The organism is Acetobacter estunensis, assembly GCF_019083805.1.
GTDB lineage: Bacteria > Pseudomonadota > Alphaproteobacteria > Acetobacterales > Acetobacteraceae > Acetobacter > Acetobacter estunensis_A.
Genome location: NZ_JAHRDV010000001.1, coordinates 517,309 through 539,726 on the forward strand (window position 1 = coordinate 517,309; position 22,418 = coordinate 539,726).

Below are 22,418 nucleotides of genomic sequence, written 5' to 3' on the forward strand. Positions count from 1 at the left end.
TCATTAGGGTTTTTTCTGGCCATGTCAGTACGCTTTCAACCGGAAACCATCGAAGGCCGGTTCCATGATCTGGCGCTCGACGAGATGCGTGAGCGCCAGTTCGAATTCGGATGGATCAGCCGCCAGCAGGCGGCACAGATCGGCTATAGACACAGCACGGCCTGCGGGCGGTTGCCGCAATTCCGGCATCGCGTCGGCAATGTCGGCGATCTGGAGCCACGCGGCGCGTGCGGCAAGCGGGAGCAATTGCCACCTCTGATCGGTCATGATGACGCGGGCATGGCGTCCGGGGCGTTGGCGCAGCGGTCTCATGGCAATTCATCCTCGCGCTGGACGCTCCACGCCGGGCCGCGATCATCCTCGAATGTGTCGCGGAACCATGTGGAGTAATCGGTGAATTTCAGATGGCACGTGCCGGTCGGCCCCTGACGGTTCTTTGCGATCAGGACTTCCGCCTTGCCTTCAGATCCGGCAACGCGCGCGGCGAGAGCGCTGCATCGGTTTGCATAGTCCTCGTTGCTCTCACGGTCTTTCCGCTGCAGACCGCCATCCGCGAGCTTCTTCAGGTAGTAATGCTCGCGATGCAGGAACATCACCATGTCCGCATCCTGCTCGATCGCGCCGGAATCGCGTAGGTCGGCCAGCTGGGGACGCTTGTCCTCGCGCCGTTCGTTCTCGCGGTTGAGCTGCGCCAGCACGATGATCGGCACCTTCAACTCGGTGGCGAGTTGCTTGAGCTGACGTGACACCAGCGTCGTGCGCTCATAGGGTTTCATGTCGGCCTGTTCTGATCCAGACGACATAAGCGAGATGTAATCCACCACGATCAGGTGCAGGCCGCGCTTGCTGCGAGCCATTCGACGCGCACGTGACCGAAGCTTTGCAACGGTGATGGCCGGTTGGCTGTCGATCTCCAGTGACAGTGCCGCCGCGGCGCGCTCGCCGTCTTCGAGGTCGCGCCATTGCCAGCTTGTCAGTTCCTCGCGCTCGCCCGTCTCAAGATCTTCGGGGACATCGTAGCGACGTCCGGTGAAGACCGACTGTGTGGAGAGATGCGCCCACGCAGCGCCGGCACGGGCACCGAGTTGAGGCGGCGTCATCTCACCCGACCAGAACAGCACGCTCTCGCCTGCGGCGGCCGCGCGGATCGCGACGCCGAAACCGAGCGAGGTTTTGCCCATGGCGGGCCGCGCGCCGAGCACATAGATGCCTGTCGGCAGCATGCCACCTGTCATGCGATCAAGTGCCCGATAACCCCACGTCGTGCCAGCCAGACCGCTACCGCGCTTTGAGGCTTCCAGTGCCTGCTGGCGGGCCTGCTCCATTGAGTCGGCGAGCGTGACGGTCAATTGCTCCTCACCCATGCCACGCGCCAAGGCCAGCAGTCGTGTTTCGATCGTGTCCACGATGTCGCCGGCAAGGGCATCTCCCGGACGACAACAGAGGTCGAGTGTTTCCGTGCAGGCGGTAAACAGGCGGCGGCGCACCCACGCATCCTTGATCGTCAGGGCGTAATCCCGCGCGTTCATGATGCCGACGGTTGCGATCAGCAGCGCCTTGAGAACATCGGGCGCCGTGGTGCGGCCGAGCAACGGATCACCCTCGATATGCGCCCTGACCGTAATCGGATTTGCATCCGTGCCAGCGTTGATCAGGTTGCGGCAGACCTCATAGATCCGACCATGGATCGGCACGGCGAACTGGACGGGTTCAGTGATGTCATCAACGCGTGCGAACGCCTTGTTATTGGTCAGGATCGCGCCAAGAAGCGCCTGCTCCGCATCCACGTTCGCCGGTGGCTCACGCAGAGCGTTCGTGAAGAGACCGCCATCAGCCACGGTTTATTCTCCAGCAATTTGATTTTTGGTGGGGGCGGTTTTCATGAAACGGGTGACCGGTCCGCCAAATCCGAGGCCGGCAAGCACACTGTCGAGCCCGCGACGCCCGTTGAGAATATTGTTCAGCGTCTGACGTGACACGCCAAGTTGCTTGGCCGCCTCGACCTGCGTCGGAAAATTCCGCTCGAATGTATTCAGTTTTTCGTAAACCTGCCGCTGCGAGACGTAGGCGCCGCGCTGGCCCGTGACCGGATACATGGTGACCGGACGAAGACCGACAGCATAGGCCGCCGCCGCGTGCATGCGCTCAGCATTGCGGGTCTCGTAAACACGACGCTCATTCAGCCCGTGAAGCCGCGCGAACTTTGCCACACCACCCGCGTCGCGGATCGCTGTATTCAGTTTCCCGTAAAAATCAGCGAGCCCAACCGAGACTTCACACATACCAAAGCCCCCAGCACCACTTCATGAGCGAGGGATCCACGCGGGTCATTCCGCCCGATACACGCACCTGATGGTCCAGATCGGCCGGGACGTGGCCTTTCTTCAGCGCTGAAAGATCGAGCGGCCGGCGAGGAATACTGTATGGGCGCTTGCGCGGTGCGGCGCCGAATTTGCGCGGCTGGACCTTAGCCATTCTGGGCCACCATCGCGCCATCAAGCTGATCGGCTGCAAGTTTGCGCAGCTGCTTCACGCGGCGCTCGGACAGCCCGATCACGCGCGCAATCGCGCGAATGCTGAAGCCCCTTTCGGAAAGGGCGCGAACGGACGCCGCGATGCGGTCCGATGACATCATGCCGGGGGAATCCTTCCTGAGACGAACCGCTCAAGGCGACGCAGCCGCCTGAGACGGCGCCGGATCACGCGCGTTTCACGCCGGATCCAAAGCTGGGTGAGTTCGAGCCGGTACCGGAAGGCAATGCCTGCCGACATGCCGGCGACGAGCACGAGCGCAAGCAGCTGTTCCTTCATCGGAACCCCGCATCATGCGTCGCGAATTCTTCCTCGAGCGCGGCCAGTTCCGCCGCGATATGCTCTTGCCGGGCGCGCAGGGACGCGAGGCGTCGTGTGCGCACCGCCTCCCATTCTTCCGCTCGCACGCTCCGCAGTTCCCGGTTCCAGGCAGCCCGCACACGGCGTTCCGTCAGACCGAAAATACGCGCGACCTCACGAAACGCGCCCTTGAGACCGGACGCGCGACGCTCCGCCACCTCCTCGCGGACCATGTCCTGGAACTGATCGGTGAGGGTGCTACCGGACATCGTCTGCACCGGCGTCTTGGGTGAAATACCCACGTTCTTGGGTGAGATACCCAACATCTTGGGTGTCCTTCCTGCCATTGTTGCCTGCGGGGACAGGAGCAACTGGAGAAGGGGAAGCGAATGACCGCATCACGACCGGAGCCTTGGCGCTCCGGTCGTGGCGGCCCACCATGGGGTCGCCAAACACAACCATGGAGGATTCTATGAACCGAACGGATCGCGAACTTTTGGAAGCACGCATCGACACGCTTGAATATCGCGTCCAGACGCTGTCACGAATGGTGGCCATGCTGCTCGCCCACGATGACAACGGCCTATTTGATGAGGCGCGTGATCTCATGAGCGAAACGTCTTCCCAGTCATTCCGCCAGATGAACACCAACCTGCGTTCGGCTGGGCATGACCATATGCTCGGCACTCTTGCAGATGATCTTGAAGATGCAATTTATCGGCGTCGCCGATCGGGAACGCATGGACAGTGATTACACTTCCTTTTTTGATCACCCGGCGCTTATCGAGCGTTTTTCGACCGTTTACCCGAACTCGACCCTCGGAAACGAACCGTTCGGCACCGGCAGTCGAGGAGACATCGGGAGAGTCTCCAAGAACTTCACGGATCTCGCCAGAATAGGGTGCCCACCATTTCACCATAACTTTGTTTTCGGCGCGGCGAGCCTCCCGCAATTTGTCGAGTATGCGTGCTTGCTCGCGATTTCTTTGACGCTCTCGCTCCGCCACCGCCGCAAGTTCCTGTTGCACAGTGCGTCGTTGATCGCTCATGCCGCGGCGTCTCCTGTTGCACACCGCTCCTGAAAGACCTCAACCTCAAGCGCTCTCTCTGTGAGGCTATCTTTCCAGTCGCGAACTTCGTCATCAGCGACAGCCGTCAGAGAGACGTCACTATTTGGAGTGCCATTCGATGACTGATCAGCTTCCATCCATGACGCTAAAACTTCTGTCCGTACGTCGCGAAGGCGAAGGCATCTCAGACGGGCAAGCAGAAGTAAAAATACGTCTGACTGGATGCGATGGACGCATTCCGTGGTCAGGAACTCTGAAAGTCCAAGTTCCTGAAACGCTGATTGCACAACATCTTCCACAGGGAGTGCCTGGGCTTGCTTCGAAAGTCTTTGAAGCAGTTGCTGCGAGCTATCTGATCCTAAGGCAAGCAGGCCAGCGTCCTCAGGACGAGTGATCAGAAAGCCAAGCTCCACAGCCGTCGAGCGCAGAACCTCAAGCGCCAGCTCGGGGGGCAGTTCATGATCGATCATGCCGCGGCTCCCTCGGGTTGTCCGGGTGTGATGGCTGGAGGTTCAGCGGATGGAGAGGGACCGAAGATGTCGGGGCGAACGTCTTCCGGGGTAATTCCAAAAATCGCACAAACATCGGCGACCCGGCCCACTGAAACTTTCCTTTTCCCACAGCGCCACAGTCGTACGGTTTCAAGCGAAACGTTTAGGCGCCTTGCCGCATCCTGTGGGACAACGCTTCCCTGGGAAATTCTACGATTAATCGCGTTCATGAGAGTGGTATCCAACAAAACGTTGGATTTTGCAACGACATAATGTCCCGTGAAATTAGCATGCAACTAGGCACACACTTCAGCATGGCAAGAGCGACGAAGATTCCTGCATCCGATGTGCGTGCTCAGTTTTCTGCGAGGCTGAGAATGTTGCGGCATGCCTTTGGTCAGGAAACCGGAAATCCCGGTATCACTCAAAAAGAATTTGCCGAACTGCTTGGCATTGAACCGGAAAGATATGGGACTTATGAAAGAGGCATTCGTGAGCCGCCTTTAAGTGTTTTGGCGTCTATTCGGCGTGTAACAGGTGTAAATCTCAACGGACTTATTGCAGGCGATATAGACAAGGCGGCATAAAATGATATTCGCAAAAGATTGTGGCGTTGTATTTAATACACATACAGAAGATTTTGTTGTTGACCTTAAAGAAAACCTGCCTGTTGACTGTGATAAATATCCAAGTTCATTGTTTTTTTCACCAGATGATCCGTTTGAAAAAGATCCTGATGCATATGCAGCACTTAAAGCACAGAGTGTGGCTCTTCATCTGATTATAAGTTATGATTTTGATAAAAGAAAAGTACATGACGCGTTTATGAAAATCGCCGAATACGCGTATTTTTCTCGCGTTGATGACGGGCATATTTATACGGAAGAATTTAATAGCATACGGAATGAGGCCGCCGAGCGCAAAAGTAAATTTTGGCAACATATGTAGTTACCGACGCCACTTCGTTTCTTGCGGTGTTCGGTGTTGTCATGGCGCGGAATCGTGTCGTCATGCAGCCAAAGTGAGTGCAGGTCATACAACCAAAATGAACACATGTAGAACGCAATCCAACGTTTTGGTGTTTACATACCCAACAAAATGTTGGATGTGTTCCTCCATCACCCCACGTGATGGAGACCCAACGTGCTCAACAAAAGCTCAGACACCCCGTCGCAGCACCCGAACGACGAACAGGCCGCTCTGGTCGCCGCAGTTCATACACTTATCGCCAGCGGCGATAGGCTCGTTGACTGCATCGAGCTGCTGCGAGCCGCTAACGAGTGGCTCACCAAAGAAAACACCGACCTGAAAGCCCAGCTTGCCAAACTTTCGGCAAAGCCTTCGCACGAATGGAAATTCGGAGACTGGGTTCCGACCCCTGGTCTCGGCGTGGTGTTTGTAACGGGCGAACATGATCGGGACGGCCGAAGGTTTGTCCGTGATCGGTCTGGCGAGTGCTTTCATGTTCGCACTGAGACGCTCACCTACATCTCCAGTCTGGAGTATCCGGTATGAGCGCCAAGCCGCGTTACACGCTGGCCTACGGGATAGTCTTCTGCGAATTCCGCGACAACGATCCACCGTTCCCGATGGCGCAGGCCGTCCTCTCGCTTGCGTCTACCGTCGCTCGCCGCGCTGAGGAGATTGCTACCGAGGCGAGCGGTGCTCAGACCGCGCATGACGGCCCTAACCATGGGGAGAGCCAGGTCCGTGAGGGGATAAACTTCGCGCAGAGCATGTTCGAGGATATCGCCCTCAACATCGGCACTCGATCTCCCTACGAGATGCCGACCGACCGTCTGTTGCGCCTGCGCTTCGTCGCGGACGAACTCATCGCTCATCGCGTCGCGCTTGAGATCGTCGCAGGCAATGTCGAGATCGATCGCCCAGGACCGGCATCATGACCACTCCAACACCCGAAACAGTCCGGACACTGAAAGCGTCAATGCATCGACTGCAGGCGCAGGCAGCGTTGTTGGAAGTAATGGCCCAGCTTCTGCGAGCCGGCCGTTACGACGAAAATGCGCGATGCCAGATCCTGATCGCGTCCGGTTCGTGCGTGAACGCCATACGGGACGAAGAAGAGGCTGTCGCACTCCAGCAGGGAGGGGCGGTGTGAGCGCAACTGATACAGACATGAGGATTGCCGATGTCCAAGCGACCAATGCGCCCGGCTCGACGGTCCATAGCACCCACAATTCCGAGGGGCCGTGCTACAAACGCTCATCCGTACGCTCCAGAAAATCAGAAGTCTTCACGCATGACCGACCCAGCTGCCCCACCATTAGAAATAGACGTCGGAGCGTGTGGGGAAGATTTTCCGCTATGGGCAACGCGAGAGGCGGTGAAATCTGCCGAAGCCTGTCTCGCGGAAACGCAATCATCTCGCGAAAGTCTCGTAAAAACAGTCACATCGGTTATTGGTTGGTGCCTGCCAATATCAGTGGTTTTGGTGAGCGCACCTCTTTCTTCTTTGTTGTCAGTTCCCATGAAAACTGCGGCAATTATCGGTCTGGCTGGCTGCGTCTCGTCCATGTGTGTGGGTGTTTATGTAATCTGCGTCAGAACGTGGGCGCATGCGGGCATACTTCCGGCAGATTGGGAAGTGTTAATTACGGACTATTCTGGGCGTTTTACAGAGATTTCGGTTCTTACTGGACGCTTGAAGTCGCTGGAACAGGGAATAGCCGACAACAAGCGGCATCTCCGAAAAATGGGGAAATGCAGCCGGCTGTCGGTCTGTATTCTGATCACAACACCGGTTGTGGCGGTGCTGGGTGGCTTTATGGTCAAAATTTTCGGCCGGTAAGTCCTCGTAGGGTGCCTGAGATCTGGCGCGCTAATTTAGTCGCCTCACGGACGCTTTCAGAAGAAGGATTGACGACGTCGCCAATCGTTAACGGCGGTATGTTGGCGCCCTTATCGGATGTATCTTGCCGAAAAAGCGGGATTTCACCGAAATTTGGCGGTCTTCTTTCCGAAGCTGGTTTTTCGTTTTGGTTTTTCTCGTCAGACATAGGTTTCCTCATTGCTGGAGTTCACACCGCAATGATGGAAGCGGCCGGGGCGGCTGACAATTGTCGCTCCGGCATGCGGGGTGCGTCATGAGCCCGCTTGAAGCAATTCGACGCTGCCCGTGCCCGGACCAGGCTTTGGTCAATCTGACGGGACAGTTTTTATCCCTTGCAGATGCCTTTGAAGAGGCCGCGCAGGACTGTCGAACACGTAATTTCATTCCGGCGTCTGAGGCTTGGCTGAATGTTGCGCGGTGCTTCCGCGATCAGGCCGCCATCCTCAAACGCCACATCAGCCCCGTCGATGTCGACGTGTGGGCGGAGTAACACACATGCAGATTTCTCCTGGTTTTACGTTCGCTTCTCATACGCGCATCGAGAAGCGCAATCGTCCCGTGACAGTTCGCGATCCATCTGGGCGCCGGCAGGCTTTTGCGGAACCGATGGCAGGCCGTGAAGTCGCCATCAAGACGATCTCGGGTCGCACGATTGAGCATGTCATCATGCTGGATAGTGGCATGGAACTGACATGCCCGCCGACATGGGTCAGTGCGGCTCCGCATGTGCCGGTTCCGAGCCGGGCGTGGCATCCTTACTGCATTACGGGAGGCGCTGCGTCATGAGATCGCCTCATCTGACGCCAAGATCCGGAATTGATCCGCTCCTGGTTGGCGTGTGGGCCTCGATTTTGCTTCTGAGCGCGATGGTCTGGGGACTTGCCTTTGAGATGGGCCGGGATCTGGGCGCTGTTATCTGGAGCTATGTGCTCGGGCTGCATTTCAACGCGATCGTCGTCGTCCTGATGGCGCTGATGGTTCTGGTACTGGTCGAGAAGGGGCGGTCATGAGCAAGAGAGATTGCGACACCCTCGCGTTACAGATCCAAACGCTGATGGCGGGGCACAACGTGGTAAATGGCATCGCGGCGCTAACACACTGTCTGAATCTGGCGCTCGCCACCGCTAGTCCAGATCTTGGAAGTATGCACGCCAACATCAATGCTATTCCAGGAACCATGCATAGAGATGCGAAGGAAGTCTTCGATTATATCAAGTGCATGCGTGCAGAGCGGGGCGCCGCGCTCCCGATGAGGAACGCATGACCCCGACGCCAGAAATGATCGAGGCGGCGGCGATCGCAATGGCCAACTTCGATGCTTCATTGGTTGGAGTTCCAACACTTCAATCGGTGACTGATTTTCGGTTTGATAAAGACCGTGGTGAATACACAAGAAGAGCGGAATCTGCCCTAAAATCCGCCTTTGGCGCGATGTGGCGGCCGATCCGTGACGCACCGAAAACCGGAACTCGGATTCTCGTGTGGTGTGGGGATTTCTATTCTGTCGCATGGTGGGATTCTGCGCATGAAACGGACGACGGCCGGCGAGGGATTTGGACTGACGGTGGCGTAGCCAGTTGGGGATACGAAGAAATCCGCGAGATACATCTAGTTTGTTTTGCCCACCTGACTGGGTTCGATGGATCGACCGCGGGAGAGAGGTTGCAATGCCCCGCTACCACCTCTCCCTAACGCCGATCGACAATGGGCTTTACAGCGCGATGCTCATGGACACGGCCATGAGATGGCCAATTGGCTTCCGCAGTTGTCGTCGCACACGCATCGAGGGCCGAGCTGCCATCGTCGGGTCCAGCACGGATGGATTGCCGGGCTGGGAACTGACGGTGAGGTCGGCAGGCGAAGGAATGTTCCAAGCCGATGCAACGGACGGCCGCGACTGGACGATCCGGTTCCCGGAATGCGTTCTCGAGCAGGATGACGCCGGCAAGCGAATCGAGGGATGGGCGGAAGAGGCCGAGATCATCGAAGAGAAGAAAGGAGAGGCAGCGTGAAGGGAAGTATAGATGGCCCGATTTCTGATCGACTTCTGACAGTTGATCGGGCGGCAGAAATGATGAGTCTTCATCCTCAGACTTTGCGCAAATATGCGCGATGCGGTGCAATTGCTTCCTATCGCCTTGGGCGACGCAGTATCCGCTTTCGCGCCAGTGATATCACCGCTTTTATTGAGAAACACCTGTGCCCCGCAAAAGACCAGAATATCCGTTCCTCGAACTTTATCGCGGCAAGTGGTGTATCGTCTGGTACGAAGGCGAACAGCGCAAGAGAAGCTCTACGGGACATTCGGATGAAAAACGCGCTCGCCGGGATCTAGCCGACTTCGAGCGCGCAATGCTTTCCTGCCGGCAGGAATACACGGTAGGTGAAGCACTTGAGCGCTACATCAAGGTTAGAATGGGCAAGGTGGAAGCGCTTACACGATTACAGGAAGCTTCAATCCCTCTCCATGAAGGCCTTGGCCATCTTCGTGTCGATCAGGTTGGACAGGATCGTTGGGATGAATATGCCGCGACACGCTATCGCAAAAGGAATCCGCGCAGCGCACCGGATAAGCCGCATGAGCTGGTGCGCGTGGCAGACGGAACACTGCGGCGAGAGTTCAACGTGCTGCGTGCGGCCCTTAGGCAGGCTTGGAAAGATGGCCGGCTGGCAAAGCCTCCAGCACTTACGGCACCACGAGACAGCGCACCCCGCGATCGCTATCTGACGAAAGGTGAGGCGAGGAAATTGCTGGAGGCCGCGGAAACACCGCATGTGAAGGTTTTCGTGGCCGTGGCCATGTTCACCGGAGCGCGAAAAGGATCAATCCTTTCGTTGACCTGGGACCGGGTCAATTTTCAGACCGGCATGATAGACTTTCAAGAGCCTGGACGACATCTGACAGCTAAGCGTCGATCAATCGTTCCCATGACAAATCGCCTCAGAGAAATTCTGGAGGAAGCATTTCGGATGCGTGAGTGCGATTATGTCATCCAGTTCAACGGACGGCCCGTGCCGTGCGGTCTGCGCTGGTCGTTTAAGAAACTCTGCGAGCGCGCAGGTCTATCGTGGACACCGACCCCGCATCATCTGAAACATTCGATCGCGTCGTGGTTCGCGATGGACAAGGTTCCGATTGACCAAGCGGCCGACTGGCTGGCCACAGATCCGCAGACCCTCAGAAAGGTCTACCGCAAGTTCGATCCTGAATATCTGAAAGGCGTCGCGTCCTCTCTGAATTTCTGACGGTAGATGTTCAGCTGAACATCAAAGAAACTCAGAGGAAAAGCCAAAAGCCATTAAAATCAATGGCGTCCCGTACGGGATTCGAACCCGTGTTGCCGCCGTGAAAGGGCGGTGTCCTAGGCCTCTAGACGAACGGGACAGAGGCGAGGCGGTGATTACCCCGAGGGGATAGGAGCGTCAAGGGCCAGAAATAAAAAACTTTTCTTCAGCAAATTTTTCTTAGCCCTTGGTGCTCACGCGCGCGCCCGGTCCAAAAGCCGAGCTGCTGATGTGCAGTATTGAAGCCGGCACACCGCGCTGTGTCAGCGCAGCAGAAAGCGTGCGGGCACGAAGTAGGCCAAGTTGCACAGCCTGCGCTTGGTCGGCCGGATCCATCGAAGTCGTCTCGCCACTACAGTGCAGATAGAAGAGGGCGTTGCCACGAGATTGTACGAGTTTGTCGAGAGCAGCATCCTGTCCGGGGGCGAGTTGATCCGACTGAGGCAGGAAAGTGATGATGGTCCCCTCGGGAGTAGAAAGATCGTAATCAGGTTTTACAGGATCTTTCAGATTGGCATCCGAGGGGACAGCAAAGCCTGCAATGGAAGGAGCGGCGGGTGGCGCACTCGGAACGTCTGGCAAAGGCCCTTCTACTTCCGTTGCGACCTTGGGCGCATTGCCTCGAAATTCTGGCATCGCAATTTCGGGTTCGTCCGGTGTTTTAGAAGACTTGGAACCTGTAGGCGCAACGACAGGGGACGGTGGGGAGGCCGCTACAGGTGATGGACTTGTGGAAGAAGAGGTTGGTTCGGGCGAATCCGCAGCGTCGAGGACTGCCCCCATCGCTCCGTCAGGCAAGGGCGAAGCGGGCTGGCCGTTTTCTCCGGGTTTCCCTGGCGTTGCAGGAGTGGCCGTCTTGGCTTGCACTGGCGGAGGAGGGATGTCCGGCGTGAGTGTGCCGTTTCGGACGGCCATCCGCTGCGCAAAATTACGCGATTGTAGCAGGTTGTTGGTGATGTCCTGCCGCAACTCGGGTGAGGGCAGTTCGGGCGCTGTCGTGGGTGTCAGACCCACACGTGGGTAAGGCCCGTTCACTCCGGGTGGTGGCGGGCGCTGCGTGGCGATGAGGCCGCCTTCCTGCCGGTGGTACCAGTCCACGGTTGAATCGATGATGTCATGGTGATTCTGACAGCCGGTCAGGAGCAGCACAGGCAAGGTGAGCGCACCCAAACGTAGTCTTGATCCCCAGAGAATGAGGACGGATCGGATATCAGGGTGTGAGGCGGAGACGGTCATTTCTTGGTTCTTACCGGGGCGTAGGTTTTCTGGCGAGAGTTCCTATATATCCTTCATCATTAAACCCCCTCTTGGCATCGGAAGCCCGGCAGCGCAGGATGGGGTGTGAAATTGTACAACCTAAAGTAAGGAGGCTCGCCTCATGGGCGCCACCCGCATCATGGACGATGTCACCGCCGGGCAGATCCGATTCGATGACGAGCCGGATACCCCTGACATTCCGGCCCCTGAAGGTCCGGAGCAGGAAGAGCCGGATGAGAATAAAACCCTCTCCTCGCCAATCGGTGAGCTTGAGAAGCGCCTGTTCGATCAGCGCAAGGTGCTGATTTTCGGTGGCATCAATGACAAGATCGCGCGTGATGTGACGGGACGTCTGCTGGCGCTGGCAGGCACGTCCGACAAGCCGATCGATGTTTATGTCAACTCCCCCGGTGGTCATGTGGAGAGTGGAGACACGATCCACGATATGATCCGCTTTGTGGATTCCATTGCTCCGATCAACATGATCGGCACGGGGTGGGTCGCCTCCGCCGGTGCGCTTATCTTTGCGGCCGGACATAAGGATCGCCGTTTCTGTCTGCCCAATACGCGGTTCCTGCTCCATCAACCGATGGGCGGCGTGCGTGGGCCGGCGACGGATATCGACATCGAGGCACGTGAAATCGTCAAGATGCGGGAGCGTCTTAACCGTCTTTTCGCGCGTGAGACGGGGCAGTCCTACGAAAAGATTTGCAAGGACACGGACCGCAACTACTGGATGTCGGCCGAGGAAGGGATTTCTTACGGCCTTGTGACACGGATCATTTCGCGCCCCTCCGACATCCACTAACGCGGAGGTTGTCCATGCCTGTGACTGGTATGGAGCCGATCCATCCTCTGGATGCGGGCCGCTTTTCCGCGGGCCCGCGTCTCCAACATGGGTTACGTGGAATATGACCGCGCTTGCCGATATCTACACGAAGCTTCCCGATAGCATTGACGACCTTCCGCCGCCGCCAAGCGAAGAAGCCGTCAAGGAAGCCGATTACCGCTCCCGCCACTGGAGTTCGTCCATTCCGGGACCGCTGCGTCCTGGGTCTCCCGAGCACAAGCAGGCCGTGGCGGCGATGTTCCGGGAGACGTTCAATCCTTATCGTCCATCCGTCATCAACTGGCCCAAACTGCCGCCCGATGTTCTCAAACGTGTAACGTCTCTGCCGATCTGGGACATTGCCGTGCAGACGGAAGGGAAGGCACGTCTGCGCATGGCGGCCTATGCCCGGCTGGTGCAGGATCCTGACATGAAGGACGCCATCTCGCGCAATGCGTGGGAGGAAAACCGTCACAAGGAGGTTCTGAGCAAGCTCGTCGAGGCGTATGGGATTCCGATGGCGCCGGAGCCTCCCTACGTCGAGCCCAAGGATGTCGAGTGGGCCTATCTGGTCACCGGTTTCTCGGAATGTGTGGACAGCTTCTTCGCGTTTGGCATGTTCAAAGTTGCACAGACGTCGGGTTTCTTCCCAGCCGAACTGATCGAGACATTCGAACCCGTGATGCAGGAAGAATGTCGGCACATCCTTCTCTTCGCCAACTGGCTGGCCTGGTATCGTGCGGTGATGCCAGCGTGGAAACGTCCGTGGTTTGAACTGAAGGTGCTCGCTGTCTGGGCATTCCTCATTTACGAGCGTCTGGGGCTTGCCGTGTCGGTGGACGCTGATGGGCAGGAACACACGCAGGACAACAATTTCACAGTCAATGGCACCAAAGAGATGACCAATCAGGACATCACTTTGGCTGACTTCATGCAGATATGTGAGATGGAAAACGCCAAGCGCTTTGCTGGGTATGATGCTCGTCTTGTGCGTCCAAAGCTTGCCCCCAATATCGCGCGCTTCATTTTGTGGGCGCTACGTCTGGTGGGACGCAAGCCGCGTCTGGCGTCCGAGATTGAGGCTATTCCCTCAGTCGCCTGATTTGATGTGTTGTGATGGCTCCCGGCAGGACCTTGCGTCTGCCGGGATGTTTTTTGTTATGGCTAACGAGTTACAGAAATCAGGTCGATAAAAGAGCCCGTGCCGCCGCAGTCGCGATGTCCCGGCGTAACTGGACAATGGCTTTGCCATGAATATCCAGCGGGTGCACGCGGTTGGTGAGGATCAGCACGAAGCTGTCGCTTGTCGGGTCCATCCAGAGTGATGTGCCGGTATAGCCTGTGTGTCCAAAGGAGCCGATGGGAAAGACATCGCCTCGGGGTGTTGAGTAATGAGTGGCAATATCCCATCCCAGCCCGCGAACATCGCGTGAGTCCACCGGTGATTGGGGTGAGGTCATGAGGCGTACTGTATCCGACCTGAGCGGGTAGAGACTTGGTCTATTGGCTCGACGCGCCAGCAGATTGGCGGCATAACCAGTCATATCGTCCGCCGTTGAAAACAATCCGGCATGTCCGGCCACGCCGCCCATTCTACGGGCTGTCGGATCGTGTACGACGCCACGCAACGGCACATGGTGTTCGTCATACTGAGTAGGGGCGATCAGGGCGCGCAGGGTAGGCGAGGGCATGAAGCCGGATTGCGACATGCCGAGCGGGGTCAGGATATGCTCTTGCGCATAGCCGTCCAGCGATTGATTGCTGAATGCTTCCACTAACAGCCCAAGCACAATGTAATTGATGTCACTGTATACGAAGCGCGTTCCCGGAGTTTGCGTAGGCGTGCTTGTCATGGCGCGTTGGATGGCGCTTTCCTTGCCATTCCAAGGCGTGGAAAGATCCAGATCCGGCGGAAGACCGGAAAAATGTGTGAGCAATTGCCGAATGGTGATGGCTTCCTTGCCACGACAGCCAAAGGCAGGAAGATAGCGCGCCACCGGGTCGTCCAGTTGGAACAGTCCTTTTTCCCAGAATTGCATGAGAGCAGGTGCAGTGATGGTGGCCTTTGTCAGTGAGGCCATGTCGAAATGCGTGTCCCATGTCATGGGTTCCACATTGGGTTCTATTGCGCGGTGGCCAGCCACAAAGCGATGAACGATTTTCCCTTCATGTCCGATTGCGACCACGGCACCCGGTATGTCCTTCCGAGCGATAGCCTCGTCAACCAAACGATCTACAGCCATGAACGAAGAGATGCGTATGGAGGGTGTTGCGCAGGCGGCCAGCCCCGAGAAGCTGCAGAGAAGCGTCCCTTGAAGGCGGTTTAGAAGGGTCCGGCGATACATGAATGCGTATCCTGCGATCAGGCTGAGAACTGTTCGGTGATGATGCGTTCTGACAACGTTTGTCCTTGATCGAACAGCACCATGACAGAGCGCTCGCGATTTTCCTGCACAGTCACTTCCACTACATCGCGGATTTCGGTAGAATCCGCCACAGCAGCTACAGGGCGCTTTTCTTTCTCAAGGATCGTGAAGGTCACGATGGCTGTGGAAGGAAGGAGAGCGCCACGCCAGCGGCGCGGACGAAAGGCGCTGATGGGCGTGAGGGGAAGCAAATTACCGGACAGCGGCACGATGGGACCGTGAGCTGAAAGGTTGTAGGCCGTGGAGCCAGCGGGAGTAGCAATAAGAACGCCATCGCAGATCAGTTCCGGCATGCGTTCACGTCTGTCGATATCGATGCGAATCTTGGCTGCCTGACGGGTCTGTCGAAAAAGGAAAACGTCATTGAGCGCATCTTCCTCATGAATCGAACCATCTTCGCAGGTCGCTCGCATGTGGAGCGGATGAAGGATGGCGCTTTGGCTTTGTTTCAGGCGTTTTTGCAGACCGTCCTCGTCGAAAGGATTCATGAGAAATCCGACAGACCCGCAATTGAGGCCATAAACCGGCACGTCATGATCCATCATGCTTCTGAGCGTCTCAAGCATGAAGCCATCTCCGCCTAGGCAGACGACCACTTCGGCGTCGGCTGGAGCGCAATTGCCGTACCGACTGACCAGACGTTCCAGCCCTGTTCGGGCAGTAGGTGTAGGAGCCGCTACAAATGCCAGTTTGCTGGGCGGTCCGGAATCGATCCATGGGGAGTCGGAGATGTCGCTGCTCATCCTATCGCCTGTATCGTTGACGCCGTTGTTACGCCAGAGTTCATGAATGGGCAGCGAGCGATAATCCTGCACGGTTCGTGCTGGTGGAGACGTATCAGTTCACGAGTGCGGGGAAGGTATCGGCGACAAGTTGGTGAGCGACACGAAGAACATCGGTTGCCGTATTGGAGGTGGGCAAAGTGCCGAGGAAGGAGCTTTGACGGCGAATCATTTCCGACACACGTCGATCTTTTCGCACGACGCCAGCCAGATGGGGCGAAAAGCTCAGGAAGCGTTTGCAGGACTGGTTCAATATATCGAAAGTCGCTTGCCCCGAACGATTTCCCGAGGCCTGATTGATAACGATCCAGGCATTTGGGATCGTGTGTCCATCCTGCCGCCGATCGCGAACTGCCAGTTTGAGCACAGCGTAGGCATCGGTGAGGGCGGTCGGTTCCTCGGTGGTCACAACCAGAAGCGTATCGGCGGCGGCGGCAATCATTCGCGAACTCCAGTCTATGCCTGCGCATAAATCCAGAAGAATCACATCATAACCGCTAAGGTCACGAATCTGCTCCAGCAGGGACCGTAGGGAGTCGGGTTGCAGAAGCCTCAGGGTGGAAGACCCTGAATGGCCGGGCAATACATCTATGCAGTTTGTCGAATGGGCACCATCATTGTGAAGTTTGACAGGAACGATGGCTTCTTCGATCGGGATTTCGCGTCGCAGCACATGTGTAAGGTCGTATTTGTGGTGAAGTCCGAGTTGGACATCCACATTTCCCAGCCCGAAATCGCAATCGACGATCAGGACGCGCTGTTGTGTGTCGTTGGAAGCGAGCGCGTGAGCAAGGGTGATGGAAAACCACGTTTTGCCCACGCCGCCTTTTCCTGAGGCAATCGCTACAACATGTGGAGTCGAAACCTGTTTGGGAGCGGAAGCCGTAGTCAGTGGCGTCGGAACTTGATGTCGCTGCATAAGAGCGCGTGTATAGGGCCGGGGAACCGAGGGAAAAGTCGCCTTGTTCATGGAATCTTCTTTCATGTCACAGGCATTGCTTTTGATTCGGCCACGTTCGCTCGTGCAATCGTTGTGGCAAAGGATGGAAAGGTGTCTGTTCGGGGAGGATGCGTAACAGAGGTGAGCTTCTGAACCGGAGAAGGTGGTCGTGATGAGGAAGACGAAGCGAGAGAAGTCTCTATTGAGACAGGAGTGGCGTTATCCGAGGTGGATCCTGTACTGTTGTCGGGGAAGGCTAAGCGACAAGACAGACGCTGTGCCAGCCGTTGCGGAGTAAGGCGTACCAGACCACCGGCGACTGCATCGCTGATACCGGCTTCTGTTAAAACAAGTCCGCAGGCTGCAGCAGTGAGAATGTTTCCGATACGTCGGGCCTGATCCAGACGGGTGGCAATCATCATGTGCGTGTTTGCCTTGCAGAATACTTCTGCAATGTCCGCCGTTTCCTCTGTGTCGTGCGCTGCGGGCAATGTAAGACATAACTGGGCACGGGTTGCGGCCACAAGTTCCAGAAGAACAGCATGGGTTTCCGGATCGTAAGGATCGACCGCGGCTGTATCGATCAGGACCGGTTGACCGTTTTGCCGCTGGCTAAGCGCTCTTTTGAGGGTGCGGGTATCGTGAGCCGCGATGAGAGGAATGCCGAGACGGCGCGTATGGACCGCCAGTTGTTCGATCCCGCCTCCCTTTTCACGATCAGTGGTAATGACAAGTGGTGTTATGCCTGAGAGCACCAGGCGGCTGGCAAGCCGGGCGACTGAGAGGGTTTTGCCTGATCCGGCAGGCCCTACCAGCGCGAGAGGGGATTTGCCCGGAGCGAATGAAAAGGAGCCAAAACGCACCAATCGGGAAAGGGCAACGCTACATGGATCCGCCAGCAGTTCATCAATGAGTACGTCCGGAATGCGGTGCCACACCAATGTTTCTCGGTCGAACATGCCTTCGGTAAGGGGGCGTTCGACAATTGATGAAGAGGCTTTTTGGGGGGGGACTGTTTGCTGAGCATTGGAAGGATCCGCTGCCGCAATTAATTCCACGCCCGTTGGCGTAACACGTTCTGAAAGAATGAGAGCTGCTTCCCCCAGTGCGGCGCGAACCTGGCGGACGGCATCCTGAATGGAAGGACCAGTGAAAGTTCTCAGTTTCATGACTTTTTCCGAAAATACGTCGTGTGATTATCCTTCCTGAAACTTACTGAATGGTTGCAACGGTACGAATTCGGGCGCGCGGAGCGATTTCGCTCTGGGCCAAAACAGGGGTGGCTGGACGAAGCCGTTCCATAATGGCGTGCATCGCACCCCGGATGCTGCCGTTTACAACAAGGACAGGAGACTCACCCTGTGAGGAGACCTGATCCAGAACGGCCCGCAGGCGTGTAATGAAATCGTTGAGTTTGCTGGGAGCCATGGCCAACTGGCGATCTTCCGGCGGCCCGACCATACTGTCCATGAATACGGCTTCCCAGTTTGGTCCGAGCGCCACAATGGGAATGTAGCCTTCGGGGCCGGTCAATGAGGCGCTGATCTGACGGCAAAGGCGTGTGCGTACATGGGCGACAATCTGTGGGACCGCGCGCAGGCCCTGACCGCAGCCTTCCTGTATGCCTTCGAGAATTGTCGGCAAATCACGGATCGATACCCGTTCAGCAAGGAGGGCCTGCAGAACGCGCTGCACTGCTCCGAGCGATATTTGGGATGGGATGAGATCGGACGCCAGTTTTTGCTGGTCACGAGGCATTTCATCGAGGAGTTTCTGTGTTTCAGCATAAGTCAGTAATTCAGAAAGATTTTCGCGGACCAGTTCGCTCAGATGAGTAACCATCACACTGGCCGGATCGACCACCGTATAGTTCGCAAACGTGGCTTTTTCCCGCAGGCTGGTGTCCACCCACATAGCTTGAAGTCCGAAGGCTGGCTCTTTGGTAACTTCGCCTTCAAGAATAGGAAGACCGCCTTGGGGATTCATGACCAGAAGATGATTGGGCCGCACCTCGCCTGAGCCGACTTCGATTTCCTTGATGCGCACTGAATACTGATCCGGTTTGAGCTGCAGATTGTCCTGTATTCGTACGGGGGGAAGGATAAAGCCCATTTCACTGGCAATTGTGCGACGCAGGATGCGGATCTGTTCGGTAAGTTGAGGAGACTCTCCGCTGGCGAGCCCCAGCAGACTAAAGCCGAGTTCCAGACGGATCATGTCGATGCGCAATGAATCCGTTATCGGCGGTTCGGAATTGGTTGGCGCTGCGACGGTGGTCGTCGCCTCTTCCTCTTCATCATTGGAAAGGGGGCGTTCGTGTCGTGCCCATGCTGCGGCCCCTGCCAGTCCCGCCAGTCCAAGAAAAGGAAGTGCGGGTAGTCCCGGCATAAGAGCCATAACAGCGGCGATCCCGGCTGCCAGTGAAAGAGGTTTCGGACTTCCTCCCAATTGGCGGATCAACGTGGCGTCTGCGGCTCCTTCCGTTCCGCCTTTTGTCACGACAATGCCGGCAGCCGTGGAGACGAGGAGCGCCGGAATCTGAGAAACAAGACCGTCACCGATGGTGAGTGTCGTGAAGGCTGAGGCCGCATCGGCCAGAGGCATGCCATGCCGAACAACACCGATCGTCAGGCCACCGATAATGTTGATCGCTGTGATGATGATACTCGCGATGGCATCTCCACGCACGAATTTCGCAGCGCCGTCCATGGAGCCATAGAAGCCGCTTTCCTCTTCCAGTTCCCGCCGTCTGCGTCGGGCAATCTTGTCCGAAATGGCGCCGGAAGCCAGTTCGGCGTCAATGGCCATCTGTTTTCCCGGCATGGCGTCCAGAGAGAAACGGGCAGCAACTTCTGCTATACGTCCAGAACCTTTTGTGATGACCATGAAGTTCACGACGAGCAGAATGGAAAAAAGAATGCCGCCGATGACGACATCTCCTCCCATCAGAAAACCACCGAACGCTGCGACCACATGTCCTGCTGCGTAAACACCTTCATTGCCATGGCCGAGAATGAGCCGTGTCGTGGCGACTTCGAGAGAGAGGCGTAGAAGGGTCGTGAGAAGCAACAGTGTGGGAAAAGAGGTGAAATCAAGAGGGCGCTGGAGGAACAGAGCTACCATCAGGATTAGAACAGATGCCGTGATGGAAAGAGCCAATCCGACATCCAACACCATGGTTGGAAGAGGGAGAACAAGAATGGACAGAAGGACGGCAACGCCCATCGCCAGTCCCACATCGGAGCCCGGTAGAAACTGACGCCAACCGCCATGTCGCAGAGAGCGAATATCGAAAGATTTCAGGGACGCGATGCGGCGCGCGAAAGAGTTACGCGTGGCATTCACCGGTGACTTGGCTGTTTCACTCATTGCGGCGTGGCCAGTCCATGCGTGGGAGGCGGCACGGTTACGCCCCGATCGGTATAATCTCTCAGCTTGTTGCGCAAGGTGCGTATGGAAATGCCAAGAAGAGAGGCGGCATGGGTCCGGTTGCCCTCAGTGTGGCTAAGAGTGTCAAGAATCAGGGCCTGTTCAACCTCTTCCATCTTATGTCCTACCCATGGAGAGCGTTCGGCTGTTTCTGTGGAGGCAGAAGAATCTGGAATGGTCGCAAGTGGAAGATCGAAAGCTTCGATACTGATCTCCGATCCTGTAGCCATTACGACAGCACGATGAACCGCATTTTCCAGTTCGCGAACATTTCCACGCCATCTGCAATGTTCAAGATTTTGCATGGCGTCATTGGAAATGGGACGTTGAGGAAGGCCATTGATGATGCTGTAGTGACGGGCAAAATGGGTGGCGAGGAATGGGATGTCCTGCGGTCTGTTGCGTAGCGGCGGCAGAAGTAGAGACACGACGTTTAACCGGAAATAAAGATCTTCTCGGAAGCGACCCGCTTCTACTTCCATCGGCAAATCGCGATTGGAGGTGGCAATGAGTCGGACATTTACCGGAACAGGGGTATTGCCGCCGAGACGATCGATTTCTCGCTCCTGAATGGCTCTGAGAAGTTTGGCCTGTAGCCGAATATCCATCTCGCTGATTTCATCGAGCAGGAGCGTGCCCCCATTTGCAGCTTCGAAACGTCCGATCCGTCGGGCTGTAGCGCCGCTGAAGGCGCCACGCTCGTGACCGAACAGTTCGGATTCTACAAGTGTTTCCGGTAAGGCAGCACAATTTAGTGCCACGAAAGGACCATTGGCACGCTGAGATGTTTCGTGAATATGTCGAGCCATTACTTCCTTACCTGTTCCTGATTCCCCAGTGATCAGGACGGATGCATCGGATGAGGCAATACGCTCGGCTTTTGCGACAATATTTCTCATCGCCGGATCAACAGCACAAAGAGGTGATGTGTCGTCGCTGGCGTTTTGGATGAAAGCGGCAATGATGTCAGGGTCTGGCGGTAATGGAATGTAGTCCTCAGCTCCGCTCTCAATGGCTTTGGCTGCCAGAACAGGGTCTTCCGGACCGCAGGCGAGAACTGAAATCGCAATACGTTCGCGTCGCAAGGACGCTACCAGCGATGCGATATTCGTTTCGGGGCTACAAATTATGAGTTTGTGATCTCCCTGCTCGCATACGCGTACGATGGCCTGCGCGTCTGTTTCGACGTGATCGACGCGCGCGCCACGTTCCAGCACGATAGAGGCAGCTTTTCCCAACTCACCGGACAGGGTGCCGACAATCAGAACCCGCATTGTATGTGTGCCTTAAACTGCTTTTTCTGATTTGATGATTTCTGTCATTGTCACGCCAAGGCGGCTTTCATCGACCATCACGACTTCGCCACGTGCGATCAGACGATTATTGACATAAATATCAATTGGTTCCCCGACCTTCCGGTCAAGTTCGACAACAGCACCACGTCCTAGTTTCAGCAGTTGACTGACCTGCATGGTGCTACGTCCCAGAACCGCACTCACCGTGACCGGTATATCGTAAACAGCTTCAATCCCATGGAGAGGAGCAGCGTTTGATGGTTCGGCGGCGTCTTCGAACTGGTTGAGATCGTCAACGGTTGCTTGAGTGCTCATGAGGCGGATCCTGTTGAGAGACTGGTAGTGGTATTTGTGGAGAGTGCCATAAGAATGGTTTCAGAAAGATCGCCAAGATTGCGTTTAAGTTCTCCATCGGGCCATTTCATTTCGAAATCGCTCTTTTGCACTGCGGTATCTGGTTCGATAATAAGCCAGGATCTGTCGACGGAACTCTGTGAGGAAAGTTCTTCCTCCAGAATTTCGACGTTGTGCGGATGTAGACGGAGCACGACACGGAAATCGCCTGTAAATAAAGGAAGTATTTCCTGAAGCAATGTGGCAGAGCAAAACGTATTATCATGTTCTGGCCATTGTGGAAAAGCCGATACTGCTGTCGAAATCAGGGTTGAAGCGAGGGTTTCGGCATAATTTTTTAGTCGCGCCCCCATTTGTGTGCGGATATCGCTAAGAGCTTCATTTATTATCCGCAGTAGATCGGTTTTTTCTTGTTCTGCTTGCTCTTTCTTTTCCTGTTCAACCTGCATTCGCGTGCGGGAAAAATCCTTCAGGATGAGATCACATCACTGGGCCCCGTAAGAATCAAGGACGTAGACGCAGCGCAGGCAGAAATCGTATCCACTATCAAGGAATTAGCCAATCAGGGCGAGATCGA

The 22,418-nt window shown here is 56.4% G+C and carries 35 protein-coding genes, 1 tRNA gene and 1 pseudogene; 18 read left to right on the plus strand and 19 right to left on the minus strand.

Going from position 1 to position 22,418, the window contains the following annotated elements; genetic code table 11:
- Positions 1–24: 24 nt before the first annotated feature.
- The 7 genes from KUA11_RS02610 to KUA11_RS02640 are packed head-to-tail and all read right to left on the minus strand — an operon-like array spanning position 25 to position 3,158.
- Positions 25–312 carry a hypothetical protein gene (locus tag KUA11_RS02610; RefSeq protein WP_217408684.1) on the minus strand — a complete coding sequence of 96 codons (288 nt, stop codon included), beginning with the start codon at positions 310–312 and terminating at the stop codon, positions 25–27.
- Positions 309–1,838 (minus strand): replicative DNA helicase, encoded by a 1,530-nt coding sequence (locus KUA11_RS02615; RefSeq protein ID WP_217408683.1) that lies wholly within the window; start codon positions 1,836–1,838, stop codon positions 309–311. The genes KUA11_RS02610 and KUA11_RS02615 overlap by 4 nt, the downstream gene beginning before the upstream one ends.
- Before the next feature lie 3 nt (positions 1,839–1,841).
- The gene (locus KUA11_RS02620; RefSeq protein ID WP_217408682.1) at positions 1,842–2,282 is read right to left on the minus strand and encodes a helix-turn-helix transcriptional regulator; all 441 of its coding nucleotides are present in this window, start codon (positions 2,280–2,282) and stop codon (positions 1,842–1,844) included.
- Positions 2,275–2,475, minus strand: coding sequence for a hypothetical protein (locus KUA11_RS02625; protein WP_217408681.1), 201 nt, complete (start codon positions 2,473–2,475; stop codon positions 2,275–2,277). Before KUA11_RS02625 ends, KUA11_RS02620 begins: the two co-directional genes overlap by 8 nt.
- Positions 2,468–2,635: a helix-turn-helix domain-containing protein gene (locus KUA11_RS02630; protein WP_217408680.1), complete on the minus strand. Its 168-nt coding sequence runs from the start codon at positions 2,633–2,635 to the stop codon at positions 2,468–2,470. The genes KUA11_RS02625 and KUA11_RS02630 overlap by 8 nt, the downstream gene beginning before the upstream one ends.
- Positions 2,632–2,811: a hypothetical protein gene (locus KUA11_RS02635; RefSeq protein ID WP_217408679.1), complete on the minus strand. Its 180-nt coding sequence runs from the start codon at positions 2,809–2,811 to the stop codon at positions 2,632–2,634. The genes KUA11_RS02630 and KUA11_RS02635 overlap by 4 nt, the downstream gene beginning before the upstream one ends.
- The gene (locus KUA11_RS02640; protein WP_217408678.1) at positions 2,808–3,158 is read right to left on the minus strand and encodes a hypothetical protein; all 351 of its coding nucleotides are present in this window, start codon (positions 3,156–3,158) and stop codon (positions 2,808–2,810) included. Before KUA11_RS02640 ends, KUA11_RS02635 begins: the two co-directional genes overlap by 4 nt.
- A gap of 146 nt (positions 3,159–3,304) precedes the next feature.
- Here KUA11_RS02640 and KUA11_RS02645 point away from each other — a divergent pair, with 146 nt between their 5' ends.
- The gene (locus tag KUA11_RS02645; RefSeq protein ID WP_217408677.1) at positions 3,305–3,583 is read left to right on the plus strand and encodes a hypothetical protein; all 279 of its coding nucleotides are present in this window, start codon (positions 3,305–3,307) and stop codon (positions 3,581–3,583) included.
- 294 nt (positions 3,584–3,877) lie between these two features.
- Here KUA11_RS02645 and KUA11_RS02650 read toward each other — a convergent pair whose 3' ends face one another.
- Entirely contained in the window at positions 3,878–4,372 is a 495-nt protein-coding gene (locus tag KUA11_RS02650) for a hypothetical protein (RefSeq protein ID WP_217408675.1), read from the minus strand.
- Between the two features lie 335 nt (positions 4,373–4,707).
- Between KUA11_RS02650 and KUA11_RS02660 the strand changes: the two genes are divergently transcribed.
- The 6 genes from KUA11_RS02660 to KUA11_RS02685 all read left to right on the plus strand — a co-directional run bounded on the left by KUA11_RS02660 (position 4,708) and on the right by KUA11_RS02685 (position 7,202).
- Positions 4,708–4,980: a helix-turn-helix domain-containing protein gene (locus KUA11_RS02660; RefSeq protein WP_217408673.1), complete on the plus strand. Its 273-nt coding sequence runs from the start codon at positions 4,708–4,710 to the stop codon at positions 4,978–4,980.
- A 1-nt stretch (position 4,981) separates the two neighbouring features.
- Positions 4,982–5,341 carry a hypothetical protein gene (locus KUA11_RS02665; protein WP_217408672.1) on the plus strand — a complete coding sequence of 120 codons (360 nt, stop codon included), beginning with the start codon at positions 4,982–4,984 and terminating at the stop codon, positions 5,339–5,341.
- 195 nt (positions 5,342–5,536) lie between these two features.
- Positions 5,537–5,908, plus strand: a complete 372-nt coding sequence (locus KUA11_RS02670; RefSeq protein WP_217408671.1) for a hypothetical protein — start codon at positions 5,537–5,539, stop codon at positions 5,906–5,908.
- On the plus strand, positions 5,905–6,297 hold the full coding sequence (locus KUA11_RS02675) for a hypothetical protein (RefSeq protein WP_217408670.1): 393 nt from the start codon (positions 5,905–5,907) through the stop codon (positions 6,295–6,297). The genes KUA11_RS02670 and KUA11_RS02675 overlap by 4 nt, the downstream gene beginning before the upstream one ends.
- Positions 6,294–6,512 (plus strand): hypothetical protein, encoded by a 219-nt coding sequence (locus KUA11_RS02680; RefSeq protein ID WP_217408669.1) that lies wholly within the window; start codon positions 6,294–6,296, stop codon positions 6,510–6,512. The genes KUA11_RS02675 and KUA11_RS02680 overlap by 4 nt, the downstream gene beginning before the upstream one ends.
- A 141-nt stretch (positions 6,513–6,653) precedes the next feature.
- On the plus strand, positions 6,654–7,202 hold the full coding sequence (locus tag KUA11_RS02685) for a hypothetical protein (protein WP_217408668.1): 549 nt from the start codon (positions 6,654–6,656) through the stop codon (positions 7,200–7,202).
- Here the strand turns inward: KUA11_RS02685 and KUA11_RS02690 are convergent.
- On the minus strand, positions 7,183–7,410 hold the full coding sequence (locus tag KUA11_RS02690) for a hypothetical protein (protein WP_217408667.1): 228 nt from the start codon (positions 7,408–7,410) through the stop codon (positions 7,183–7,185). The genes KUA11_RS02685 and KUA11_RS02690 overlap by 20 nt on opposite strands.
- A gap of 87 nt (positions 7,411–7,497) precedes the next feature.
- Between KUA11_RS02690 and KUA11_RS02695 the strand changes: the two genes are divergently transcribed.
- From KUA11_RS02695 to KUA11_RS02730, 8 genes and pseudogenes are all read left to right on the plus strand, one after another.
- Positions 7,498–7,734, plus strand: coding sequence for a hypothetical protein (locus KUA11_RS02695; RefSeq protein ID WP_217408666.1), 237 nt, complete (start codon positions 7,498–7,500; stop codon positions 7,732–7,734).
- 5 nt (positions 7,735–7,739) lie between these two features.
- The gene (locus tag KUA11_RS02700) at positions 7,740–8,030 is read left to right on the plus strand and encodes a hypothetical protein (protein WP_217408665.1); all 291 of its coding nucleotides are present in this window, start codon (positions 7,740–7,742) and stop codon (positions 8,028–8,030) included.
- A complete protein-coding gene (locus KUA11_RS02705) occupies positions 8,027–8,254 on the plus strand; it encodes a hypothetical protein (RefSeq protein ID WP_217408664.1) in 228 nt (75 codons plus the stop codon). Before KUA11_RS02700 ends, KUA11_RS02705 begins: the two co-directional genes overlap by 4 nt.
- On the plus strand, positions 8,251–8,508 hold the full coding sequence (locus KUA11_RS02710) for a hypothetical protein (protein ID WP_217408663.1): 258 nt from the start codon (positions 8,251–8,253) through the stop codon (positions 8,506–8,508). The genes KUA11_RS02705 and KUA11_RS02710 overlap by 4 nt, the downstream gene beginning before the upstream one ends.
- Positions 8,505–8,936 carry a hypothetical protein gene (locus tag KUA11_RS02715; protein WP_217408662.1) on the plus strand — a complete coding sequence of 144 codons (432 nt, stop codon included), beginning with the start codon at positions 8,505–8,507 and terminating at the stop codon, positions 8,934–8,936. Before KUA11_RS02710 ends, KUA11_RS02715 begins: the two co-directional genes overlap by 4 nt.
- The gene (locus tag KUA11_RS02720) at positions 8,912–9,256 is read left to right on the plus strand and encodes a hypothetical protein (RefSeq protein WP_217408661.1); all 345 of its coding nucleotides are present in this window, start codon (positions 8,912–8,914) and stop codon (positions 9,254–9,256) included. Before KUA11_RS02715 ends, KUA11_RS02720 begins: the two co-directional genes overlap by 25 nt.
- Positions 9,205–9,429 (plus strand): annotated as a pseudogene (locus KUA11_RS17830) (helix-turn-helix domain-containing protein); the annotation flags it as partial. The gene KUA11_RS02720 and the pseudogene KUA11_RS17830, both read left to right, overlap by 52 nt.
- 14 nt (positions 9,430–9,443) lie before the next feature.
- Positions 9,444–10,490, plus strand: coding sequence for a tyrosine-type recombinase/integrase (locus KUA11_RS02730; RefSeq protein WP_368040889.1), 1,047 nt, complete (start codon positions 9,444–9,446; stop codon positions 10,488–10,490).
- Positions 10,491–10,553: 63 nt separating this feature from the next.
- On the opposite strand, the gene KUA11_RS02735 is transcribed toward KUA11_RS02730, so the two are convergent.
- Positions 10,554–10,629, minus strand: a tRNA-Glu gene (locus tag KUA11_RS02735).
- A gap of 80 nt (positions 10,630–10,709) precedes the next feature.
- On the minus strand, positions 10,710–11,765 hold the full coding sequence (locus KUA11_RS02740) for an OmpA family protein (RefSeq protein ID WP_217408658.1): 1,056 nt from the start codon (positions 11,763–11,765) through the stop codon (positions 10,710–10,712).
- A 142-nt stretch (positions 11,766–11,907) separates the two neighbouring features.
- Between KUA11_RS02740 and KUA11_RS02745 the strand changes: the two genes are divergently transcribed.
- Complete coding sequence (locus KUA11_RS02745; RefSeq protein ID WP_194303362.1) at positions 11,908–12,594, plus strand: ATP-dependent Clp protease proteolytic subunit; 687 nt, start codon at positions 11,908–11,910, stop codon at positions 12,592–12,594.
- 103 nt (positions 12,595–12,697) lie between these two features.
- Positions 12,698–13,717: a ferritin-like domain-containing protein gene (locus KUA11_RS02750; RefSeq protein ID WP_217408657.1), complete on the plus strand. Its 1,020-nt coding sequence runs from the start codon at positions 12,698–12,700 to the stop codon at positions 13,715–13,717.
- A gap of 79 nt (positions 13,718–13,796) precedes the next feature.
- Here KUA11_RS02750 and KUA11_RS02755 read toward each other — a convergent pair whose 3' ends face one another.
- The 8 genes from KUA11_RS02755 to KUA11_RS02790 all read right to left on the minus strand — a co-directional run bounded on the left by KUA11_RS02755 (position 13,797) and on the right by KUA11_RS02790 (position 22,290).
- A complete protein-coding gene (locus KUA11_RS02755) occupies positions 13,797–14,960 on the minus strand; it encodes a serine hydrolase domain-containing protein (RefSeq protein WP_217408656.1) in 1,164 nt (387 codons plus the stop codon).
- 17 nt (positions 14,961–14,977) lie between these two features.
- Positions 14,978–15,784 (minus strand): NAD kinase, encoded by an 807-nt coding sequence (locus KUA11_RS02760; protein WP_217408869.1) that lies wholly within the window; start codon positions 15,782–15,784, stop codon positions 14,978–14,980.
- A gap of 94 nt (positions 15,785–15,878) precedes the next feature.
- On the minus strand, positions 15,879–16,793 hold the full coding sequence (locus KUA11_RS02765) for an AAA family ATPase (protein WP_254454579.1): 915 nt from the start codon (positions 16,791–16,793) through the stop codon (positions 15,879–15,881).
- Between the two features lie 11 nt (positions 16,794–16,804).
- Positions 16,805–17,932, minus strand: a complete 1,128-nt coding sequence (locus KUA11_RS02770; protein WP_217408655.1) for a flagellar biosynthesis protein FlhF — start codon at positions 17,930–17,932, stop codon at positions 16,805–16,807.
- 43 nt (positions 17,933–17,975) lie between these two features.
- Positions 17,976–20,132: a flagellar biosynthesis protein FlhA gene (gene flhA, locus KUA11_RS02775; protein ID WP_217408654.1), complete on the minus strand. Its 2,157-nt coding sequence runs from the start codon at positions 20,130–20,132 to the stop codon at positions 17,976–17,978.
- On the minus strand, positions 20,129–21,466 hold the full coding sequence (locus KUA11_RS02780; RefSeq protein ID WP_217408653.1) for a sigma-54 dependent transcriptional regulator: 1,338 nt from the start codon (positions 21,464–21,466) through the stop codon (positions 20,129–20,131). Before KUA11_RS02780 ends, flhA begins: the two co-directional genes overlap by 4 nt.
- Before the next feature lie 12 nt (positions 21,467–21,478).
- Positions 21,479–21,802: a flagellar motor switch protein FliN gene (gene fliN / locus KUA11_RS02785; RefSeq protein WP_217408652.1), complete on the minus strand. Its 324-nt coding sequence runs from the start codon at positions 21,800–21,802 to the stop codon at positions 21,479–21,481.
- The gene (locus tag KUA11_RS02790) at positions 21,799–22,290 is read right to left on the minus strand and encodes a FliH/SctL family protein (RefSeq protein WP_217408651.1); all 492 of its coding nucleotides are present in this window, start codon (positions 22,288–22,290) and stop codon (positions 21,799–21,801) included. The genes fliN and KUA11_RS02790 overlap by 4 nt, the downstream gene beginning before the upstream one ends.
- Between KUA11_RS02790 and KUA11_RS02795 the strand changes: the two genes are divergently transcribed.
- Positions 22,261–22,418 (plus strand): FliG C-terminal domain-containing protein (locus KUA11_RS02795; RefSeq protein ID WP_302480861.1); only part of this gene is annotated, 158 nt, incomplete at its 3' end. The two genes, KUA11_RS02790 and KUA11_RS02795, sit on opposite strands and share 30 nt — an antisense overlap.

Bases quoted from the DNA above. Each gene is read 5' to 3' on its own strand.
- KUA11_RS02610 (WP_217408684.1), bottom strand. From the start codon at position 312: ATGAGACCGCTGCGCCAACGCCCCGGACGCCATGCCCGCGTCATCATG.
- KUA11_RS02620 (WP_217408682.1), bottom strand. From the start codon at position 2,282: ATGTGTGAAGTCTCGGTTGGGCTCGCTGATTTTTACGGGAAACTGAAT.
- KUA11_RS02625 (WP_217408681.1), bottom strand. From the start codon at position 2,475: ATGGCTAAGGTCCAGCCGCGCAAATTCGGCGCCGCACCGCGCAAGCGC.
- KUA11_RS02630 (WP_217408680.1), bottom strand. From the start codon at position 2,635: ATGATGTCATCGGACCGCATCGCGGCGTCCGTTCGCGCCCTTTCCGAA.
- KUA11_RS02635 (WP_217408679.1), bottom strand. From the start codon at position 2,811: ATGAAGGAACAGCTGCTTGCGCTCGTGCTCGTCGCCGGCATGTCGGCA.
- KUA11_RS02640 (WP_217408678.1), bottom strand. From the start codon at position 3,158: ATGTTGGGTATCTCACCCAAGAACGTGGGTATTTCACCCAAGACGCCG.
- KUA11_RS02645 (WP_217408677.1), top strand. From the start codon at position 3,305: ATGAACCGAACGGATCGCGAACTTTTGGAAGCACGCATCGACACGCTT.
- KUA11_RS02650 (WP_217408675.1), bottom strand. From the start codon at position 4,372: ATGATCGATCATGAACTGCCCCCCGAGCTGGCGCTTGAGGTTCTGCGC.
- KUA11_RS02660 (WP_217408673.1), top strand. From the start codon at position 4,708: ATGGCAAGAGCGACGAAGATTCCTGCATCCGATGTGCGTGCTCAGTTT.
- KUA11_RS02665 (WP_217408672.1), top strand. From the start codon at position 4,982: ATGATATTCGCAAAAGATTGTGGCGTTGTATTTAATACACATACAGAA.
- KUA11_RS02675 (WP_217408670.1), top strand. From the start codon at position 5,905: ATGAGCGCCAAGCCGCGTTACACGCTGGCCTACGGGATAGTCTTCTGC.
- KUA11_RS02680 (WP_217408669.1), top strand. From the start codon at position 6,294: ATGACCACTCCAACACCCGAAACAGTCCGGACACTGAAAGCGTCAATG.
- KUA11_RS02685 (WP_217408668.1), top strand. From the start codon at position 6,654: ATGACCGACCCAGCTGCCCCACCATTAGAAATAGACGTCGGAGCGTGT.
- KUA11_RS02690 (WP_217408667.1), bottom strand. From the start codon at position 7,410: ATGTCTGACGAGAAAAACCAAAACGAAAAACCAGCTTCGGAAAGAAGA.
- KUA11_RS02695 (WP_217408666.1), top strand. From the start codon at position 7,498: ATGAGCCCGCTTGAAGCAATTCGACGCTGCCCGTGCCCGGACCAGGCT.
- KUA11_RS02700 (WP_217408665.1), top strand. From the start codon at position 7,740: ATGCAGATTTCTCCTGGTTTTACGTTCGCTTCTCATACGCGCATCGAG.
- KUA11_RS02705 (WP_217408664.1), top strand. From the start codon at position 8,027: ATGAGATCGCCTCATCTGACGCCAAGATCCGGAATTGATCCGCTCCTG.
- KUA11_RS02710 (WP_217408663.1), top strand. From the start codon at position 8,251: ATGAGCAAGAGAGATTGCGACACCCTCGCGTTACAGATCCAAACGCTG.
- KUA11_RS02715 (WP_217408662.1), top strand. From the start codon at position 8,505: ATGACCCCGACGCCAGAAATGATCGAGGCGGCGGCGATCGCAATGGCC.
- KUA11_RS02720 (WP_217408661.1), top strand. From the start codon at position 8,912: ATGCCCCGCTACCACCTCTCCCTAACGCCGATCGACAATGGGCTTTAC.
- KUA11_RS02740 (WP_217408658.1), bottom strand. From the start codon at position 11,765: ATGACCGTCTCCGCCTCACACCCTGATATCCGATCCGTCCTCATTCTC.
- KUA11_RS02745 (WP_194303362.1), top strand. From the start codon at position 11,908: ATGGGCGCCACCCGCATCATGGACGATGTCACCGCCGGGCAGATCCGA.
- KUA11_RS02750 (WP_217408657.1), top strand. From the start codon at position 12,698: ATGACCGCGCTTGCCGATATCTACACGAAGCTTCCCGATAGCATTGAC.
- KUA11_RS02755 (WP_217408656.1), bottom strand. From the start codon at position 14,960: ATGTATCGCCGGACCCTTCTAAACCGCCTTCAAGGGACGCTTCTCTGC.
- KUA11_RS02760 (WP_217408869.1), bottom strand. From the start codon at position 15,784: ATGAGCAGCGACATCTCCGACTCCCCATGGATCGATTCCGGACCGCCC.
- KUA11_RS02765 (WP_254454579.1), bottom strand. From the start codon at position 16,793: ATGAACAAGGCGACTTTTCCCTCGGTTCCCCGGCCCTATACACGCGCT.
- KUA11_RS02770 (WP_217408655.1), bottom strand. From the start codon at position 17,932: ATGAAACTGAGAACTTTCACTGGTCCTTCCATTCAGGATGCCGTCCGC.
- flhA (WP_217408654.1), bottom strand. From the start codon at position 20,132: ATGAGTGAAACAGCCAAGTCACCGGTGAATGCCACGCGTAACTCTTTC.
- KUA11_RS02780 (WP_217408653.1), bottom strand. From the start codon at position 21,466: ATGCGGGTTCTGATTGTCGGCACCCTGTCCGGTGAGTTGGGAAAAGCT.
- fliN (WP_217408652.1), bottom strand. From the start codon at position 21,802: ATGAGCACTCAAGCAACCGTTGACGATCTCAACCAGTTCGAAGACGCC.
- KUA11_RS02790 (WP_217408651.1), bottom strand. From the start codon at position 22,290: ATGCAGGTTGAACAGGAAAAGAAAGAGCAAGCAGAACAAGAAAAAACC.